At 57.6% G+C, this 18,966-nt stretch carries 20 protein-coding genes; 4 read left to right on the top strand and 16 right to left on the bottom strand.

Annotation, left to right across the window (positions count from 1 at the left end; all coding sequences use genetic code 11):
• Positions 1-17: 17 nt before the first annotated feature.
• The 4 genes from ACTIE1_RS00910 to ACTIE1_RS00895 all read right to left on the bottom strand — a co-directional run bounded on the left by ACTIE1_RS00910 (position 18) and on the right by ACTIE1_RS00895 (position 5,317).
• Positions 18-1,670: an alpha-amylase family glycosyl hydrolase gene (locus ACTIE1_RS00910; RefSeq protein ID WP_439560257.1), complete on the bottom strand. Its 1,653-nt coding sequence runs from the start codon at positions 1,668-1,670 to the stop codon at positions 18-20.
• A 14-nt stretch (positions 1,671-1,684) separates the two neighbouring features.
• Positions 1,685-2,836: a carbohydrate ABC transporter permease gene (locus ACTIE1_RS00905; RefSeq protein WP_439560258.1), complete on the bottom strand. Its 1,152-nt coding sequence runs from the start codon at positions 2,834-2,836 to the stop codon at positions 1,685-1,687.
• A gap of 20 nt (positions 2,837-2,856) precedes the next feature.
• Positions 2,857-3,834: a carbohydrate ABC transporter permease gene (locus ACTIE1_RS00900; RefSeq protein ID WP_439560259.1), complete on the bottom strand. Its 978-nt coding sequence runs from the start codon at positions 3,832-3,834 to the stop codon at positions 2,857-2,859.
• A 130-nt stretch (positions 3,835-3,964) separates the two neighbouring features.
• Positions 3,965-5,317, bottom strand: coding sequence for an ABC transporter substrate-binding protein (locus ACTIE1_RS00895; protein WP_439560260.1), 1,353 nt, complete (start codon positions 5,315-5,317; stop codon positions 3,965-3,967).
• Between the two features lie 279 nt (positions 5,318-5,596).
• Here ACTIE1_RS00895 and ACTIE1_RS00890 point away from each other — a divergent pair, with 279 nt between their 5' ends.
• Both ACTIE1_RS00890 and ACTIE1_RS00885 read left to right on the top strand, forming a co-directional pair.
• Positions 5,597-6,622: a LacI family DNA-binding transcriptional regulator gene (locus ACTIE1_RS00890; protein ID WP_439560561.1), complete on the top strand. Its 1,026-nt coding sequence runs from the start codon at positions 5,597-5,599 to the stop codon at positions 6,620-6,622.
• A gap of 215 nt (positions 6,623-6,837) precedes the next feature.
• The gene (locus ACTIE1_RS00885) at positions 6,838-7,806 is read left to right on the top strand and encodes an ROK family protein (protein ID WP_439560261.1); all 969 of its coding nucleotides are present in this window, start codon (positions 6,838-6,840) and stop codon (positions 7,804-7,806) included.
• Here the strand turns inward: ACTIE1_RS00885 and ACTIE1_RS00880 are convergent.
• Positions 7,788-8,414: a Pr6Pr family membrane protein gene (locus ACTIE1_RS00880; protein ID WP_439560262.1), complete on the bottom strand. Its 627-nt coding sequence runs from the start codon at positions 8,412-8,414 to the stop codon at positions 7,788-7,790. The two genes, ACTIE1_RS00885 and ACTIE1_RS00880, sit on opposite strands and share 19 nt — an antisense overlap.
• A 104-nt stretch (positions 8,415-8,518) precedes the next feature.
• Here ACTIE1_RS00880 and recO point away from each other — a divergent pair, with 104 nt between their 5' ends.
• Complete coding sequence (gene recO, locus ACTIE1_RS00875) at positions 8,519-9,229, top strand: DNA repair protein RecO (protein WP_439560263.1); 711 nt, start codon at positions 8,519-8,521, stop codon at positions 9,227-9,229.
• Between the two features lie 35 nt (positions 9,230-9,264).
• Here the strand turns inward: recO and acpS are convergent, their stop codons facing one another.
• The 6 genes from acpS to folK all read right to left on the bottom strand — a co-directional run bounded on the left by acpS (position 9,265) and on the right by folK (position 14,431).
• Positions 9,265-9,672 (bottom strand): holo-ACP synthase, encoded by a 408-nt coding sequence (gene acpS, locus ACTIE1_RS00870; protein WP_439560264.1) that lies wholly within the window; start codon positions 9,670-9,672, stop codon positions 9,265-9,267.
• A gap of 6 nt (positions 9,673-9,678) precedes the next feature.
• Complete coding sequence (locus ACTIE1_RS00865) at positions 9,679-10,434, bottom strand: pyridoxine 5'-phosphate synthase (protein WP_439560265.1); 756 nt, start codon at positions 10,432-10,434, stop codon at positions 9,679-9,681.
• Between the two features lie 84 nt (positions 10,435-10,518).
• A complete protein-coding gene (locus ACTIE1_RS00860; RefSeq protein ID WP_439560266.1) occupies positions 10,519-11,145 on the bottom strand; it encodes a DUF2062 domain-containing protein in 627 nt (208 codons plus the stop codon).
• 40 nt (positions 11,146-11,185) lie between these two features.
• Positions 11,186-13,303 carry a RelA/SpoT family protein gene (locus ACTIE1_RS00855; protein WP_439560267.1) on the bottom strand — a complete coding sequence of 706 codons (2,118 nt, stop codon included), beginning with the start codon at positions 13,301-13,303 and terminating at the stop codon, positions 11,186-11,188.
• A gap of 80 nt (positions 13,304-13,383) precedes the next feature.
• Positions 13,384-13,743: a DNA-directed RNA polymerase subunit omega gene (rpoZ, locus tag ACTIE1_RS00850; RefSeq protein WP_274350399.1), complete on the bottom strand. Its 360-nt coding sequence runs from the start codon at positions 13,741-13,743 to the stop codon at positions 13,384-13,386.
• Positions 13,744-13,840: 97 nt separating this feature from the next.
• Positions 13,841-14,431 carry a 2-amino-4-hydroxy-6-hydroxymethyldihydropteridine diphosphokinase gene (gene folK, locus ACTIE1_RS00845; protein ID WP_439563223.1) on the bottom strand — a complete coding sequence of 197 codons (591 nt, stop codon included), beginning with the start codon at positions 14,429-14,431 and terminating at the stop codon, positions 13,841-13,843.
• A 101-nt stretch (positions 14,432-14,532) separates the two neighbouring features.
• On the opposite strand from folK, the gene ACTIE1_RS00840 reads away from it, so the two are divergent.
• Positions 14,533-15,105, top strand: a complete 573-nt coding sequence (locus ACTIE1_RS00840; RefSeq protein ID WP_439560269.1) for a LabA-like NYN domain-containing protein — start codon at positions 14,533-14,535, stop codon at positions 15,103-15,105.
• Between the two features lie 61 nt (positions 15,106-15,166).
• On the opposite strand, the gene ACTIE1_RS00835 is transcribed toward ACTIE1_RS00840, so the two are convergent.
• The 5 genes from ACTIE1_RS00835 to ACTIE1_RS00815 are packed head-to-tail and all read right to left on the bottom strand — an operon-like array spanning position 15,167 to position 18,930.
• Entirely contained in the window at positions 15,167-15,436 is a 270-nt protein-coding gene (locus ACTIE1_RS00835) for an HPr family phosphocarrier protein (RefSeq protein WP_439560270.1), read from the bottom strand.
• Positions 15,437-15,473: 37 nt separating this feature from the next.
• Entirely contained in the window at positions 15,474-15,878 is a 405-nt protein-coding gene (locus ACTIE1_RS00830; protein ID WP_439560271.1) for a PTS sugar transporter subunit IIA, read from the bottom strand.
• Positions 15,879-15,887: 9 nt separating this feature from the next.
• Positions 15,888-16,790: an RNase adapter RapZ gene (gene rapZ, locus ACTIE1_RS00825; protein ID WP_439560272.1), complete on the bottom strand. Its 903-nt coding sequence runs from the start codon at positions 16,788-16,790 to the stop codon at positions 15,888-15,890.
• A gap of 23 nt (positions 16,791-16,813) precedes the next feature.
• Positions 16,814-17,272: an HPr kinase/phosphorylase gene (locus tag ACTIE1_RS00820; RefSeq protein ID WP_439560273.1), complete on the bottom strand. Its 459-nt coding sequence runs from the start codon at positions 17,270-17,272 to the stop codon at positions 16,814-16,816.
• Positions 17,269-18,930 (bottom strand): sensor histidine kinase, encoded by a 1,662-nt coding sequence (locus ACTIE1_RS00815; RefSeq protein WP_439560274.1) that lies wholly within the window; start codon positions 18,928-18,930, stop codon positions 17,269-17,271. The genes ACTIE1_RS00820 and ACTIE1_RS00815 overlap by 4 nt, the downstream gene beginning before the upstream one ends.
• Between the last annotated feature and the right edge of the window lie 36 nt (positions 18,931-18,966).

The raw sequence follows: 18,966 nt of genomic DNA, 5'->3' as shown, positions 1-18,966 counted from the left end.
CCTCCCCCTTCGTTGTTCTACCGTTTGACGACAAGACAGGGCTGCCATGGCCCCAGATGCACCAAACCGTCCTCTCCAGGGCCAGTGCTGTTCAGGTCCTGCCCGACAGCGACCCAATGCCCATCTGGCAGATAAATCGTCGCCGGATCGTGGCTAAGATTGAATGCACAGAACATCACTTCACCCGCCTCTTCGCGGATGAAGGACAGTGTTTCACCGGAAACGTGCAGATCGCGCAGGCTGCCATGTGTCAATGCGCGATGCGCGCGGCGAAACGCGATTGCGCGGCGGTAATGATGCAACAAGGCATCGGGCGCGCGTTCCTGTGTGTCAACGGCCAGCCCCACATGTTCGCGCGCGACAGGCAACCACGGAACCGCAGTCGAGAACCCGCCATTCACAACCGATCCGGTCCAGACCATCGGGGTGCGGCACCCGTCACGGCCCTTGAATTCCGGCCAGAACTGAATGCCGTAAGGGTCTTGCAAATCGTCGAAATGCAACTCTGCCTCTGGCAGGCCCAGCTCCTCGCCCTGATACAGGCACACGGAACCGCGCATGCACATCATAAGCGTGGCATAAGCCCGCGTTGCTGCGGGACTAAGATCCCAACGTGTGATGTGACGCGGGACATCATGGTTTGAAAACGCCCAACAGGCCCACCCCTCCGGTGCAACATGGTCCAGATGACGCAAAACCGCAGAAATACGCGCCGCAGAAGGTGCGTCTGCCGCCAGAAATTCAAACGCATAGCACATCTGCACCTTGTCGCCGCCAGATGTGTATTCACCAAGGATTTCAAGCCCTTTCTGGGCATCCCCCACCTCGCCCACAGCGCAGGCACCATAGGTGTCCAGCACCGCGCGGAACCGGCGCAGAAACTCCAGGTTTTCCGGCTGGTTCTTGTCGTAGATATGTTCCTGATGGTTATACGGGTTCACCGCAGGTGCAATGGTGGCGTTGCGCTGTTCGGGCGGCAGGGCCGGATTGTTGCGCAACTGACGGTCATGGACGTAGAAGTTGATTGTATCCAGACGAAACCCGTTGACCCCGCGTTCCAGCCAGAACCGCGCCACATTCAGCAGTTCCTCTTGCACGGCAGGTTCATGGAAGTTCAGGTCCGGCTGCGATGCCAGAAAGTTATGCAAGTAATACTGACACCGCGTCGCATCCCATGCCCATGCCGACCCGCCAAAGATGGACAGCCAGTTATTGGGCGGCGTGCCATCCGGTTTCGCATCGGACCAGACATACCAGTTTGCGCGCGCGTTATCATGGCTTGCACGGCTTTCCTTGAACCACGGGTGCTGGTCCGAGGTATGCGACAACACCAGATCAATCAGCACCTTGATGCCCAGCTTATGCGCCATGCCAACCAGCGCATCGAAATCCGACAATGCGCCGAACATGGGGTCAACATCGCAATAATCCGACACATCATAGCCGAAATCCTTCATCGGGGATGTGAAGAACGGGCTGATCCAGATCGCATCCACCCCAAGGCTGGCGATATAGGGCAGGCGTTCAACGATACCGCGCAAATCGCCGATACCGTCGCCATTGCTGTCTTGATAGCTGCGGGGATAGATCTGATAGATCACCGCGCCACGCCACCACTCGGGTGACAGCTCCAGCCCGCGTTCAGGCTGCAACAGGGTTTGAACAGACACGAGGTTCTCTTTCCTTATTTGACGGAGCCGGCCAGCAGACCGCGCACCAGATAGCGTTGCATTGTGAAAAAGACGAGCAGCGGCACCGCGATGGACACAAACGCCGCCGTCGCCAGAATACCCCAGTCCCCGCCACGAGACCCCAGCAGGTCATCGGCAATCTTGACTGTCATGACCTGACTTTCTGCACCCGATGGCAAGAAAACTTTTGCCACAAGCAGGTCATTCCATGTCCACAGGAACTGAAAGATTGCAAAGGATGCAAGTGCGGGAAAACTAAGCGGCAGGATGATCCGCACGAAAATCTGGAAATCCGTGGCACCGTCCACCTTGGCGGATTCGATAATATCGCGCGGCAGGCCGACCATGTAGTTTCGCAACAGATACACCGCCAACGGCAAGCCGAAGCCCGTATGCGCCAACCATATGCCAAAGAAACTTTGCCCGATGCCAATGTCAGTGTGCAGTTTCAACAATGGCACCAACGCCAGTTGCAATGGCACCACCAGCAGCCCGACCACTGCCGCGATCAACAGCCCCCTGCCCGGAAAATCCATCCATGCCAGCGCATAGGCCGCGAAAGCCGCAATCAGGATCGGGATGATCGTTGCGGGAATGGTGACTGTCAGCGTATTGATGAATGCACGGTCCATACCATCGGCGAACAGAACCGTGCGGTAATTGGCCAATGTGAATTTCGGGGCCGTGCGCGCCTCGAAATACAGGGTTGGGCCGCGCGCGATTTCTTCGGCGCTTTCGACCCTGTAGCGTCCGTCACGTTCCACAACCACGGTTCCGCCGCTGCGCAGTTCCGACACCTGACCGGCGGGAAATTCATCCGGCGCGACCGCGCGCGTGCCGTAAGCCGCAACAACGCCGTCACCATCGGGGAAGTTTGCGGCCAGCGCGGGGTCATCAAAGACATTGCCTTCCAGTATGAAGACGCCCCCTTCTTCGCGCGCACCATCCGCCGCCACACGCGCCCGGAAATTCAGATCCACCGAAAAGGGCGCCTGCCACCAACCAGAGTTTGAAATCTGGTCGCGATCCCGGAACGATGACACAAACAAACCGATTGTCGGCAACAGCCACAGCAGCACCAGAATAACCACTGTGATATTGACTGCCAGTTTGCCGCCCTGATTTTGTCCAGCAATATTGTCCATTATCCTGTCCCCCTTGTGCCCTAGCGCATTTCTTTTCTGGCTTGCCGGATGTTCCACACCATCACCGGCAGCACGAGGATCATGATGACGAAAGCAACAGCCGTTGCCCGCCCGTCATCGCGGAACATGTAGGTCATCATGTAGCTGGGCAGGATATGGGTGCCAAAATTCCCCCCTGTCATGGTGTAGACAATGTCAAACACCTTCAGCACCAGAATGGTGATCGTCGTCCATACAACGACAATCGTGCCCATGATCTGGGGCACCTTGATCGAAAAGAACACCTGAAACGGGTTCGCCCCGTCAATAATCGCGGCCTCGATGGTTTCTTCGGGAATGCCGCGCAGGGCGGCCGACAGAATTACCATGGCAAAACCGGTCTGGATCCAGACCAGAATGAACATCAGGAAAAAATTGTTCCAGAACGGCACCTGAACAGGGTCAACCGGCGACAAACCCACGAAATCACGCAACGAATTGATGATGCCAATATCCGGATTTGCGGAATACACGAATTTCCAGATCAGCGACGCGCCCACAAAGGAAATCGCCATCGGCATGAAAATAAGCGATTTCGCGATATTCCCCCAGGACAGGCGGTCCGTCAGCTGCGCGACCAGCAAACCCAGAAATGTGGCCATTGCAGGCACGAACAGCACCCACAGCAAATTGTTGAACACTGCGGTGCGGAACGTCCCTTCGTTCATAAGGTCAAAGTAATTCCCCAACCCTATGAAATTCATGCCGGAACGGTCGAACAGCGACCTGTAGAATGACCCGACAACCGGATAGACCAGATACAGGCCCAACGCGAAAATCGCGGGAAACAGAAACAGCCACGGGCGCACCTTGTTGGCGCGGTTAATGTTGCGGCCCGCTTGCGGCCCGCGTGCGGGGAATATGACCTTGTCCAGTATCATATTGGACGCATAAAAATACCCGACGCACCCACCGACACCGATGATGATTGTCAAGATCCCTTGCAAGACTGGTGACATCTTCCCCCCTTCACTGACGCCCACACGCTCAGGCCCGATAGCCTGTCACGCACCGTCAGCCGCGCTTGCCTTTAGAAAAGCAGTTGCAAAACTGCGGGGCCGCTGCATGCGCGGCCCCGCGAAACTGCACCTAGCGCATCGCGTCCCAGCGCTGCTGGATCGCATCTGCTGCCGCTTGCGCGTCACCTTGGGTGGTGTAATCAACCATACCGGTCCAGAATGCGCCCGCGCCGATTTCGCCCGGCATCACGTCGGATGCGTCAAAGCGGAAAGTGGTCGCATTCAGCAGGATTTCGTTCATCGCGCGCAACGAGTCGTCGCCGAACGTGTCCAGATTTACGCCGGTATGCGGCGTCAGGAACCCTGACTGCGCCATCCAGATTTCATGCGCAATGGGCGCTTTCAGAAACTCGATCAAGCCACGTGTTGCAGGGCTGTCATTGGTGATCGCAAATTGGGTGCCCGCACCCAGAACAGGTTCGCCCAGATCGCCTTCGCCGGATGCCGGGAAGTAGAAGAAGTCATAGTCGATACCAAATTCCGATCCTTCAGGGAAGAAGGACGGAATGAAGGACGCCTGTTTGTGCATGTAGCAAGCTGGCGGAATCTGGAACAATCCCGCAGGGCTGTCGCGGAAATCGGTGGTTGCAGACGCTTCCGGCCCACCCTGCGCCCAGCCATCGGTGCGCACGAATTCGCCATAAGCCTCGATCGCTTCCACCACACGCGGGTCATTGAACGCAACGTCATTGGTGATCCAGCCGTCATAGACTTCCGGTTCATGCAGGCGCAGCATCATGTCCTCGACCCAGTCGGTCGCGGGCCAGCCGGTTGCAGCGCCGGACCCAAGCCCGATGCACCACGGCGTGCCACCATCCTCGACGATCTGCGCAGACAGCGCTTTCAGGTCTTCCAGTGTTTCGGGAATGTCATAGCCCATTTCGTCGAACTGTTCTGGGCTGTACCAGACCAGCGATTTCACATCGACCTTGTAGAAGAAGCCGAACATTTCATGCTCGCCCTCGGGATTGGCGAATGTGCCCAGATCAACCCATGACTGACCGGCGGCGTAGTTTTCCACCATCCAGTCGGCAGTTTCCTGACCCAGCGGCGCCAGTGCGCCGATTGCGGCCATGTCCGATGCCAGTCCGGGCTGCGGGAATACGGCGATATTCGGTGCGGAATTCGCCTGAACCGCGATCACGATATCCTGCTCGAAACTGTCAGAGCCGGAGTAGTTGACGGTCGCACCCGTGGCTTCTTCAAAATAGGCCAGAACATTGCGCAGCATACCCGCATCCGGCTGCAACCACGGACCAGACACAGAAACGGTTTCGCCGCTGAAGTCATGCGCTGCCGAGAATTCCTCGAAGCTGTCCCAGTTGAACCCGTCGGCTCCCGGTTCAATGATCAGGTTTTGCGCGGACGCACCACCAGCCAGCAGGGCAAGCGTTGCAACGCCTGCGTAAAATTTGGTTTTCATTGTCATCCTCCCAAGGTTGACGATCTGTTATGCACAATTTTTTAGCGTGTGCTGATCAGCATCCCAGCAGTTTGGAATCATTTTTCCAAAACGCTTTGGATATCCGGACATTTGCCGATCCGCTGTATCAAGTCAATCGTCTATGTTCGCAATACTCCTTTTTTTATTAGAGTATTTCGCAAGTGCAGCATATTCCCGGACTTAATTTCCACTTTTCAACAGGTGTTTTTTGCGCATACTACATCGATACATCCAATGCGGTTTGACTAAACAATGGGCATAACACTGAAAGAACTTGCGGCCAGTCTGAAGCTGTCGCCAACAACGGTTTCTCGTGCCCTTAACGGTTATCCGGAGGTGAACGCGAAGACACGCAAGCGTGTCTGCGACGCGGCCGAGCGGGCGAATTACCACCCCAACACCCGCGCCAAAAGCCTTGCAACCGGACGCACCCATGCCATAGGGCATGTGATCCCGCTGTCGGACAGCCATGAAATTGTGAACCCTGTTTTCGCCGATTTCATTGCGGGCGCTGGCGAAACCTATTCGCGCGAAGGCTATGAAATGGTGCTTAGCATGGTCCCCGACGCGGATGAGGAACAGGCGTATCGCAACATGATCGCGCGCGGGGCTGTCGATGGCATGATCGTTCACGGCCCCAAGCTGAATGACCCGCGCATCGCACTTCTGACCCAACTACGCGTTCCCTTTGTCGTGCATGGCCGCTCCAGCGGGATCATCGCGCCGTATTCGTGGCTCGATATCAACAACAAGCGGTCATTCCGGCGCGCGACAGAGTTTCTGTTGCAACTGGGCCATCGCAGGATTGCGCTGATCAACGGCCTTGAGAACATGGATTTTGCCATGCGCCGCCGTGCGGGATATCTGCAAGCGCTTCAGGATGCCGGCGTCCCCCATGACCCCGCCCTGATGCGACAGTCCGAAATGACCGAGGTCTTCGGCCACAAAGCTGCGGTCGAACTCATGCGCCTGCCCGATCCGCCTACGGCCTTTTTGTCGTCATCCATGCTTGTTGCCTATGGCCTGCGGCGGGCATTGGTCGACCAGAATATACGTCTGGGGCGCGATGTATCGGTGATTACACATGACGATGACCTGTCATATTTGCCAAACGGCAATGATGTGCCGCTTTTCACCGCAACGCGGTCATCTGTGCGCGAGGCGGGCCGAAAAGCTGCCGAAATGCTGCTTCAACAGATCAATTCACCGGACCAGCCACCGGAAACATGCCTGATGGAAACCACACTTATCGTTGGCGAAAGCACAGGTGCCGCCCCACGATGATGATCACTTCACCACCCCCGCTTGCCCGATACACAAAAGGAAATGGACGCTTTCGCGCATGAATGCGCGCAATCGGCACTTGGTTCACATTGCTAAAACATGACAACCGGCCATGTTGCGACAGGTTGCATCAGGGCTTTATGTCTTGCAGCGCCTGCCAGAAGCGTCCTATCACGCATGCGACCGCGCCAGCTTGACCTGACAAAGGCGAATACATGAGTTCAACACCTGACACAAAACACGCGCCACTTGTTCTGGTCGCAGATATCGGGGGCACCAATACCCGCATGGCGCTTGCACGCGGCGGCGATTTGATTGCAGATACGACAACGCGCTTCCGGAATGCAGAATATTGCGGGTTGGGGGATATCGTCACGCAATTCCTGTCGCGCACGGATGCGAAGCCGGAAAAGGCCGCTTTTGCACTGGCCGGAATCGTTCAGGGCGATCAGGCAGAAATGACGAATCTGGGCTGGACGGCAGATGCGCGCGACATTGGCCGTGAGAATGGTATTGCGCGGGTTCATTTCCTTAATGACCTGCAGGCACAAGGGCATGCGGTTGCAGGCGTGCCGGAAAACCACCTGCGCACGATCCGGCGCGGGCAGCCTCAGGGGCAGACACGATTGGTTATCGGGCTTGGCACCGGCGTCAATGCCGCGCCTGTTTTTCCGGACGGGGCGGGACATTTCGTCGTGCCTGCCTCGGAATCTGGACATATCCACCTGCCGTTGCGCGGACAGGACGATTACAGACTTGCGGACTGGCTTATTGCGCGACGCGGGATCGCCTCGGTCGAGGATGTGCTGGCTGGTGCGGGGCTGGAACGCCTATACAGCTTCCATGCGGAACAAACGGGCCTTGCGGGTGGCAAGGATGCCGCGCAGATTATCGCTGCCATGAATGAAGGCTGCACATTGGCGCAAACAGTCGGGCGGCATTATGTGCGGCTTCTGGGCCAGACAGTCGCCAGTTTGGCATTGGTCACCCTGCCCTATGCCGGTATCTACCTGATCGGCGGTGTGGCGCGGGCCTTCACCCCATGGCTGGACCGGTTCGGCTTCGAATCTGCCTTTACCGATATGGGGCGCATGTCCACATTGGTGCAGCGTTTTCCCGTTGCCATGGTCGAGGATGACTATGCGGCACTTGCCGGATGCGCCGCTTATCTGGCGTCTCGCTGATTGCGCAACGGCATGCGTTGCCCCAAATAATCCATAAGATACGCTAGGGCCAGAAAACCCGCCAGAAGTCCGGCAAGGTTGGGCAACACCCCTTCCCACCCCAAGCGCGCGACATTCAGGAACGGATACGGGTACCACCCTGTGAAAGCCCCACGCAAAAGTACATAGATGCCATAGCCTAGCGGCCAGAAAATCCATGTCAGCGGGCGCGCGGGCGTGCGCGGGTCGTGGCGCGTGACTTCCATAAGCCAGAACCACAGAACTGCCGCTGGCAGAAGCGTGTGAAAAACCTGATTGGTCCAACCGCGCAGCCCCTGCGGGTTGAACAGATGGGCCAGCATGACATGATAAACCACTGCAACCATAATCATCGACATGGTCAGCATGCCCATCCAGCCATATGGCAAACGCCGCCCCGTCCAAGCGATAAGCAGGAAGGTCGCGGCCGTCAGAACCGCGGTCAGAATGGTGAAATACCCCCTCGACCACCACAAGGCCGACACCAGACCGGAACGGCCGCTGCGCTGTGCGATATGCGCCACCAGCGCCACCAAGGCCAGCGCCCCGATCAGCCCTGCAATGATGCGATATTTCGGGTCTATGGCCAAACTGATGACTCCTGCATTGGGTGCCGGTAAAATCGCGGGAATGCGGATGTCCTGCCGCGAATTCCACTTGCTGAACTTACACCAGCGGGGCAAGGCTTGGCACCATGGATTGGCGAGATCAAGGCATATTGTTATCTGTCCGCAAGCATGGCGAGGCAACCGCCCTGACCGAGGTGTTCACCGCCCTGCATGGCCGTCATGCGGGCGCAGTGCGCGGCGGGGCATCGCGCAAGATGGCGCCGGTGCTGCAACCGGGGGCCCAGCTTGATGTGCACTGGCGCGCAAGACTGGAGGACCAGATGGGCAATTTCACTGTGGAACTGCTGCAGCCGCGCGCCGCACATATTCTGCATGACCGTCTGGCATTGCTTGCGCTTGGATCTGTCTGTGCATTGTGCCGGTTCGCACTGCCCGAACGCGCGCCCTATCCGGTGCTGTATTCCGCGACGGTGGCGCTTCTGGACGCATTGGGCCAGCCCGGCTGGCTGCACGCCTATGCGCTTTGGGAATTGCAACTGCTAGAGGAAACCGGCTTCGGCCTTGATCTGGATCGCTGCGCGGTCACAGGCGCGCAGCAGGGTCTGGCCTATGTCAGCCCGCGCACAGGGCGCGCCGTCACCATTGAAGGGGCTGGGGAATATGCCCCAAGGCTGCTGCCTTTGCCTGCGGCGTTACTGAATGGCAGCGCGTTGGACGCGCGCGACCTGACACAGGCCCTGACAATCAGCGGGTATTTCCTGAACCACTGGCTTGCCCATGCCGTTGGCCTGCGACTGCCCGAAGCGCGTGCCCGCTTCATCGCGGCGCTGGAGTGATCTATTTCAGCCGGCACCGGACAAAACCGCGTCCCTTACGCATCAGATAAGGGGCGTGCTTCTATGACAACGAAGGCGGACGCCCAAGGATGGTCATCAGTCAGGCTGACATGAATGACCGCTTCGTGTCCGGCAGGGGTCATGTTTGCCAGACGGCTGGCCGCCCAGCCTGACACATGCATCACGGGCTGGCCGCCCTTCAGGTTGGTGACCCACATATCACGCCATGAAATGCCCATGGCAAGCCCCGTTCCCAATGCCTTGGAACACGCTTCTTTGGCGGCCCAGCGTTTGGCATAGGTCGCAACGTCATCGCCACGGCGTTGGGCACGGGCCAGTTCCTGCGGGGTGAACACACGGTTGCGGAACCGGTCCCCGAAACGCTGCAAGGTTCCGGCGATGCGGTCAATATTTGCAAGGTCGGTCCCGACACCCAGAATCATGGGCCGCTACATCCGCGCCAGAAGCATTTTCCGGCGCATTTCACGGATCGCGGCATCAAGCCCAATGAACACGGCCTCGCCTATCAGGAAATGGCCGATATTCAGCTCGACCACTTCGGGGATTGCCGCAATTGGCCCGACATTGTCGAAATTCAGGCCGTGTCCGGCATGCACTTCCAACCCCAGTTCATCGGCCAGGGCCGCAGCGGCAAAAAGTTTGCGCAGTTCGGCATTGCGCGCAGCGTCATCCCCCGCCGCGTAATGTTCTGCATATGCGCCCACATGCAATTCGACAACCTGCGCGCCAACACGGGCCGCCGCCTCGACCTGCGCCTCATCCGGGGCGATGAACAGCGACACCCTTGCGCCCGCCTCGCGCAGCGGCGTGATATAGTCGCGCAAGCGGTTGTCATCCCCCGCCACTTCAAGGCCACCTTCGGTCGTGCGTTCCTCGCGTCGTTCTGGAACAAGGCAAACCGCATGCGGCCTGTGCCGAAGTGCGATGCGCTGCATCTCCTCGGTTGCGGCCATTTCCAGATTGATGGGCAGTGTCACCGCCTCCATCACGGCGGACAGATCGGCATCCAGAATGTGGCGGCGATCCTCGCGCAGATGCAAGGTTATCCCGTCGGCACCCGCCTGCTGTGCCAGTCGGGCCGCGCGCGCAGGATCAGGGTCGGCCCCGCCGCGCGCATTGCGCAAGGTCGCCACATGATCAATATTCAAACCAAGTCGCAAAGGATGATCTGTTCGTCCGTTCATTCTGATCCCCGGGAATTCTGTGCACTCGCGCTGAGCACACACAATAGCGGACAAAACACCAAACTCAATGACCCAGCGCTGTAATCACCGTGCGGGATCATTTTTCCGGGCCTGTTCAAACCGTTCCTGTATCTTCTTCATTCTGCGCTTGCGATAGGCCCTGATAAGCGGAAGCGACAGGAAATATGCAGGCACGCCGCATACAATTCCGATCAATGTGCCGCCCAGCATATAGGGGGCAAAAACATCCCAGCCGAAATGCGCCATGTTCTGCCAGCTTACGGGTTCGGACGTGAACACCGAAATGCTGTTGCGCCACAATTCCTGCCACACGGCCCCAAACGCACGGATGGCATGTTTGCCTTTCAATGTGTTTTCCACCCCCAGAAGGAAGCTGCCCAATTCCAGAGCGGACACGGCAATCACCGGAAATGTGAACGGGTTTCCAAAGAAGGTCGCCAGCAGCGACGCGAAAATATTGCCGCGCAACGCCCACGCCACAAGCGCAGACGCAACAAAATGCATTCCGAACAGGGGTGTACAACTGACGGCCACCCCCGCCGCGATTCCCCGTGCAATCCGTTCCGGGCTGTCGGGCAACCTGCGCAACCGATGCATGACATAGCTTGCCGACCGGCCCCATCCCCCGCCGGGGATAAAGAAATTCACCAAGCGCTGGCGAAAGTTTCTTGGATTGCGTCGTTTGAACACCAAGGGCAGACCTTCATTAAACCTGACCCGAACAGGCCAGTCATGGGCGCAGGGACGGGTCGCGCGTGCGGATAATTCGCGCCACCGATGTTTCAGCTTCAAGGGCGGTCATCACCTCATGCAGATGCGAGACACCGCGTATTTCCGCTTCGACCATCAAACGATAGAAATCCGGCTTCCGGTCCACAAAGCGCAAATCCGAGATATTCGCCTTATGCTCGCCAATCAAGCTGCATACGCGCCCCAACACGCCAGAGTCATTTGAAATCGTCAGGTCCAGCGTGACGGCATAGACTGGCGGATGCGTGCCATCTTGCCAACGCAGATCGATCCAGCGATCCGGCTGGTCCTCGAATTCGGCAAGGGCGTCACAATCCATGGCATGGGCCACAACCCCCTTGCCGCGGTAGGTGATGCCCACAATCCGTTCACCCGGCAGGGGCTGGCAGCAGGCCGCGCGGCGGAAGGACTGGTCCGCATTCAAGCCAAGGACGGGGCGCGATGCATCCACCTGCGGCGTGTCGGACACCCCGTCAGGATACAGGACGCCCACAACCCGGCGCGCACTGATCTCGGCGGCACCCACACGCGCGCGCAACTCTGCCGCGTCTGATATGCCCATGATCTTGGCCGCGGTCGCAAGTGCCTTATTGCTCATCTCGCGGCCCGCATTCTCGAAGGCGGCGCGCAGCAATTCGGCACCAAGGCGCATGAACCTTGCGCGGTCCTCATCGCGCAACGACCGGCGAATGGCGGCCTTGGCGCGGCCCGTGGCGGCAATATCGATCCAGCTGGCCTGCGGGCGCTGCCCCTCGGCGGTGATAATTTCAACCGATTGCCCGTTGCGCAGCCGCGTCCACAGGGGCACGCGCAACCCGTCCACCTTCGCGGAAACGCAGCTATTGCCGATACGCGTGTGAATTGCATACGCAAAGTCCAGCGGTGTTGCGCCACGCGGCAACTGGATCACATCCCCTTTCGGCGTGAAACAGAACGCCTGATCGGAATACATTTCCAGCTTCACATGCTCAAGAAACGCATCGTGATCTTCTTCTGATTCAAGCCCTTCGGTCAGGGTCGCAATCCATTTCGCAGGATCAACAGCAAAAGGGTTCACACTGCGCTGGCCATCGCGATAGGCCCAATGCGCCGCAACGCCCGCTTCTGCGACCTCGTGCATTTCGCGGGTGCGTATCTGGATTTCCACGCGCTTGCCGTCACGGCCGGACACGGTGGTATGAATGGACCGGTAGCCGTTTGATTTCGGCTGGCTGATGTAATCCTTGAACCGCCCCGGAACCGCACGCCAGCGGCCATGCATAAGCCCCAGAATGGTATAACATTCCTCAACTGTGTTGGTGATGATGCGGAAGCCGTAAATATCGGACAGACGCGAAAAGGCCAGTTCCTTTTCCTGCATCTTGCGCCAGATCGAATAGGGCTTCTTGGCGCGCCCGAACACCACAGCATCAATACCCGAACGTTCAAGTTCGGTGCGAATATCGCCGCTGATGCGGTGCAGCACATCCCCCGCTTCGCGCTGCAAAGTGATAAAGCGGCGCAGGATGGAATTTCGCGCTTCAGGGTTCAGGACACGAAACGCAAGATCTTCCAGTTCCTCGCGCATCCATTGCATACCCATACGCCCCGCAAGCGGCGCATAGATATCCATGGTTTCGCGGGCTTTCTGCGCCTGCTTTTCGGCCTTCATCGACCGGATTGTGCGCATATTATGCAAACGGTCGGCAAGCTTCACCAAGATGACGCGCAAATCCCGCGACATGGCAATCAGCAGCTTGCGAATATTCTCGGCCTGCTTCGCTTCGGATGACGAAATTTGCAGGTTGGTCAGCTTGGTCACACCATCGACCAGTTCGGCAATTTCTTCACCGAATATTTGCGCAACCTCGGAATAGGTTGATTTGGTGTCCTCGATCGTGTCGTGCAGAAGTGCCGTGATGATTGTTGCATCATCAAGGCGCATTTCTGTCAGCAGCGCCGCAACGGCGACCGGATGCGTGAAATACGGCTCTCCCGAATGGCGGAACTGCCCTTCATGCATCGCCTCGCCATACTCCCAGGCGCGACGAATAAGATCCTCATCCGTTTTGGGGTTATAATTGCGCACCAATGCGATCAGATCAGCGAATGTGATCACGCGCGTAGAACCTTCCCCGAGAAACCTAACATTTCATATTGACCATACTGGCGGCGCTGCGCCAGTTGGCCGGATAAGACTTAGCCAGCCTGACCTTGCGCTTCCATCAGCGCGCGCAACATTTGCTCTTCGCTCATGCTGTCTTCTTCAGGCTTGTCCTGTTCTGCGCGCCCCATAAGCAGGGCCATGTTATCATCTTCCGGCAGGTCAACCTCGATCTGCGTTTGCAGGCTTTCGATCAGCCGCTCGCGCAATTCATCTGCCGACTGTGTTTCATCCGCGATTTCACGCAAGGACACGACAGGGTTTTTGTCATTGTCACGGTCCACCGTAATTGGCGCACCGGCCGCGATTTCACGCGCACGATGTGCAGCAAGGGCGACCAGTTCGAAGCGGTTGGGAACTTTATCAACGCAATCTTCTACTGTTACGCGGGCCATAGGCAGACTCCAATTCAGACATAGGTGGGCCAGAACCTGCTGCATACTGCGCGAATCATCCCAGCGCAAGCGCCAGCAGGTCACAATTCCATGCGTTCTAGCTGGAAATCGGTGTGATTTTTGCCAATTCCTGCGGATCAAGCGCCGCATGCATGGACCGGACAGTTTGACCTGTGACAGGATGAACCCAATCAGGCGCAATGTCCATAAGCGGATGCAGAACAAATGCACGGTCCTGCATGCGGGGATGTGGCAAGATAAGTTCGGGCGGCACTTCACGCATCTGACGTTCCAGCGACAACCCCGCCCAATGGCTGTAGGTGGGCATATCCGGCAAGACACAATCCCCCATTGCCAGCAAGTCAAGATCAAGGACACGCGCCTGCCAGCGCGCATGACGCGTGCGCCCAGCATCCTGTTCGATTTTGTGCAAGATCGTCAGAATTGCATGGGCGGGAAGTTCACAGTCGCACACAATCGCGCTATTAATGAAATCAGGCCCTGCCCCCGCCGGAAAGCAGGGCGTGCGGAAAAACCGGCTTCGCGCGACGACACGTATTGAATTCATTGAAATTTCTTCGATAGCACTATCCAGTTGGGTAGCCGGACTATCCGAATGCCCCGCCAGGTTGGACCCCAACGCAATCAGGATCGGATTGAACTTAGGTGTGTTTGCGATATTTAACATGCATGTATGGTCCTTAATGGACTGCTTTTTATTTGGCATAGCCGTCATACGTATTCCACGAAGTCATGGTGTGATAGGTTAAAACTAAAAAAGGTAAAACCATGTTTTACAAAGATGAGCGCTTGGCGCTCTTCATAGACGGATCAAACCTGTATGCGGCCGGCAAGGCACTTGGGTTTGACATCGACTACAAACTGCTTCGTCAGGAATTCATGCGCCGCGGTAAATTGTTGCGTGCCTTCTACTACACCGCCCTGCTTGAAAATGACGAATACTCGCCCATTCGCCCGCTGGTGGACTGGCTGAACTATAACGGTTACAGCATGGTGACGAAGGCCGCGAAAGAATACACCGACTCCATGGGTCGCCGCAAAGTTAAAGGCAACATGGATATCGAACTGGCGGTGGATGCCATGGAACTTGCGCCGCGTCTGGATCATGCGGTTCTGTTTTCCGGTGATGGCGATTTTCGTCCGCTGGTCGAAAGCCTGCAACGTCAGGGCGTGCGGGTCTCGGTTGTCTCGACAATCCGCAGCCACCCGCCGATGATTGCGGATGAACTGCGGCGGCAGGCTGACAACTTCATCGAACTGGATGAACTGCGCGATGTTGTGGGCCGCCCGCCACGCGAACCGCGCTTTGACCAGCAAGACGCACAAGAGTCGGTAGAATAATACGAAAACAAGCCGGGCATTCAGAAATTGCCCGGCTTAATTTTTTCGGAACGATGAAGGGCTACATACCTTCGCCGAAACGGTCCAGAACAAGGGCGCGCAGCGCATCTGCAAGATCCTGAGCCTGCGATCCACTTGTACGAACAAGGATAGATGTGCCGCGCGATGCAGCCAGCATCAGCAAACCCATGATGGAATCGCCCGGCACACTCATCCCGTCCTTGCTGACCTCGGCAGTGGCATCATGACGTTCCACAACTTCAACGAACTTGGCCGATGCCCTTGCATGCAGGCCTTTTTCGTTGATGATCTCCAATTCCAGTTCAACCATCGTGTCAGGTATTTCCTTGTTTTTGCCCGATTGCGGCTTATACGCCCTGCCCCTGGCCACCGATTTCCAACGAATTAATGTATTTTCTGCCAGCATCCAGTGCGGCAGTCGTTGCATCCTGCATGGGCATGTCGCGGGATTTCGCAAGTTTGATCAACATGGGCAAATTCGCGCCATATAAAATCCGGCGGTTGGGCGATGCGCATGCAGGCAGCGACAGGTTCGAGGGCGAACCGCCAAACATGTCAGTCACGACAATGACGCCCTGCCCGGCATCTACTGCGGCAGCAGCGTTCAGAATCTCAAGCTTCTTGGCATCGCGGTCATGATCATATTCGATCGCGATGGCCCGAATGCCGCTTTGCTTGCCGATCACATGTTCAATTGCCGCAAGGTACTCGCGTGCAAGTCCCCCATGTGCGACGATCACGATTCCGATCACGCCCGAACCTTACTCATCTTTGCCAGTTTTCGGCAGTTCTGCCGAAACACGTTCCAATTCTCTATGACGTATAGACACCCGCCACATTGTCTGCGCAAGAGCCTCGGCCAGTTTTTCTGCAGTTGCAACTGATCTGTGACGCCCGCCCGTGCAGCCGAATGCGATTGTCAGATGGGATTTCCCCTCTTGCGCGAACTCTGGCAGCAAACTTTCAACCAGGTCACGAACACGCCCGAAAAATGCGCCGAACCGCGGATCGCGCGCCACGAATTCCGCAACGCGCGTATCCCGCCCGTCAAACGCTCGCAAGTCTATTTCCCAATGCGGATTGTTCAGAAAGCGACAGTCAAAGACCATATCCACCGACGTCGGCAAGCCCCGCTTGAACGAGAAGGACTGCACTTGCACATGCATCCTGCCCTGCCCGTTGCGGTCAAACAAATCGTGCATCTGCGCACGCAGATCATGCGGCGTCATGGAACTTGTCTCGACCAGCACATCCGCACGCTGGCGCAAGGGGGCCAGCAAACGCTGTTCCAGCGCAATCCCTTCACTGACCGGCGCATCCGGACGCAACGGGTGGCGCCGGCGTGTTTCTGAAAAGCGCCGGTTCAGCGTTTCATCAGAACAATCCAGATACACCAGTTCAAAATCAAGGCTTGGCAATCCAGCCAGCATTTCCACCAATGCCAGAATGGCATTCATGGAAAAGTCGCGGTTGCGGGTGTCAATTCCCAACGCCAGCGGGGCCCGCAAAGGTGACTTCACCAGACGTGGCACCAGTGACGACGGCATGTTGTCAATCGCCTCGAAGCCGACATCTTCCAATGCCTTCAGGGCCGTGCTGCGCCCAGACCCCGCCGGCCCCGTTATCAGGATCAATCGCTCGGTATCTGGCGGAAAGCTAGACATCACTTTTGCCCTTTGTTGTGTCATCACCCCGTTGCATGTGGACTGATCCAGGATTGCCCAAGAACATATTGCCGCAAAGCGGCAGCGAAAGCCCTACTCTCGACCTTGTGTAATGTCGGAACATCCAGTCCCAGAATGCGGGTCGACCGCGCATCGGGCAGACGCGCGCCCTCGGTCTGGTCCAGATCCACCAGCACCGAGACGCGGACCCTCGATAACGGGGCCGCGCCAAGCAAGCCTATACCGCGCATTTCAATCACACCCCGAATGGGGGCTGGCGCATCTGCCAGAAGGGTCGTGCCATCGCGCATGATGCGAGTTTGGTCATCGGCGACCAGCCGCGCGCCAATCGCCATAAGTTCAAGCGCCAGTTCCGACTTTCCCGCGCGCGAGCGACCTTTCAGAACCAGCGCATGCCATCCTCCGGGGGTTTCGAACGCCACTGTGCTGGCATGCAGCAGGGTGTCCCCCCCGCCGGTCACACCGGCAACCCCACAACAAAGCGCGCGCCAAGGGGGGCGCTGCCCGCAGGCGCATCGGGCAGGCGGATATTCTCTGCCCAGATGACGCCCTGATGGGCCTCGACAATCTGTTTCGATATCGCCAGCCCAAGGCCGGAATGGTTGCCGAACTGTTTGACCGGACGTTCGGAATAGAACCGCTTGAATACCTTTTGCAGCGCATTTTCGGGAATCCCGGGGCCAGTATCCTCGACCACGATCAACACACGTTCATTGCGCTTGCGCGCCCATATCCGCACCGCGTCGCCGTCTTCGCAAAATGAAATCGCATTCGTAATCAGATTGACGAATACTTGCGCAAGCCGCCCCTCCAGTCCGGTGACAAGAATGGGATCAGGCGGCAATAGCTTGATAAATTCCACACCTTTGGTCTGGGCTTCCTGACTCAGATGCTCGCACAGGTTGTTCAGCAAATTGATCAGGTCGAATTCTTCTTCTTCTTCCTTGACCAGTTCTGCGTCCAGTCGGGATGCATTCGACGTGTCCGACACCAGCCTGTCCAGCCTGCGCACATCATGTTCGATCACGTCCAGCAAACGCTGGATCTGATCTTCGCGCTTGGCCATGCGCAATGACCCGACCGCCGAGCGAAGCGACGCCAGCGGATTCTTGATTTCATGCGCGACATCAGCCGCAAACTGCTCATTCGCCTCGACCCGGTCATAAAGCGCACTGACCATCCCGCGCATTGCGCGCGACAGATCCCCGATTTCATCGGGCCGCCCTGTCAGGTCGGGAATGCGCACCCGCCCTGCATGTGTGCGCCGACCGTCACGACGTTTGCCAAGTTCCGCCGCCATTGCCAGATCAGCCAGCGGGTTCGCGATTGTCGAGGCGAGCACGAAACTCAGGCCAATGGAAACCAGAAGCGCGATCAGGAAGAACTGCAAGACCTGTTCACGGTCATGGCGCATCAGCGCGGCAGTATCGCGCGCATCACGCCGCAAGATGACGGCCCCCGTGAACACATCATTACTTAGCACCGGCGCGCTTGCCGCGATCCACATATCATCACTGGCACCGCGATGGGTATAACTGTCGCGCAACCCCTGCTGGTTCTGAACGAACAGTTCCTGCGCAATATCAGCGAAATCCGGCGCGCGCTGTTCGACCAGCCTTGCACCTGTTACATAGGTCATGCCCGACCAGATCCGCGTCAGCATATCGCTGATCAGGGTGGTTCGTTCGGGCAGCACCTCCTCATCGGGGCGGGCCACGCCGTTCAACTGCGCGGCGACAGTGCCATCTTGCGCAACAAGGACAATCGCAAAGCGTTCATCCAGCGTCAGGCGACGGGCAAGCACATCTTTTGATGCGTCGATCCCGCCCGCAGCCGCCACGATGTCAGCGACAATTTGGGCAGTCTGGCGCAATGTCTGTTCCTGCTGGCGCAACAAGCTGTCGCGAAACGGGTTTGTAAACAAGACGCTGACGACTAGAATGACCAATGCAACAAGATTGAACAACACAATCTTGCGCGCAAGCGGAGAACTGGAAATACTAAGAAACCCGCGTTTTGCACGGGTTGCACGCACCTCGGATTCGACGGCGTCACCTGGGCCAACCCAGTCATCACCAAGAACAACGTCAGCTCTGGACGCTGTAACCTCTGTTTTCACACCAGCACCTGTTGCAGCACCAAAAGGGCTACCCCT

Source organism: Roseinatronobacter sp. (assembly GCF_051859525.1).
Taxonomy (GTDB): domain Bacteria; phylum Pseudomonadota; class Alphaproteobacteria; order Rhodobacterales; family Rhodobacteraceae; genus Roseinatronobacter.
Note: the sequence above shows the minus strand (reverse complement) of the source record. Positions and strands in the feature narration are given on the sequence as shown.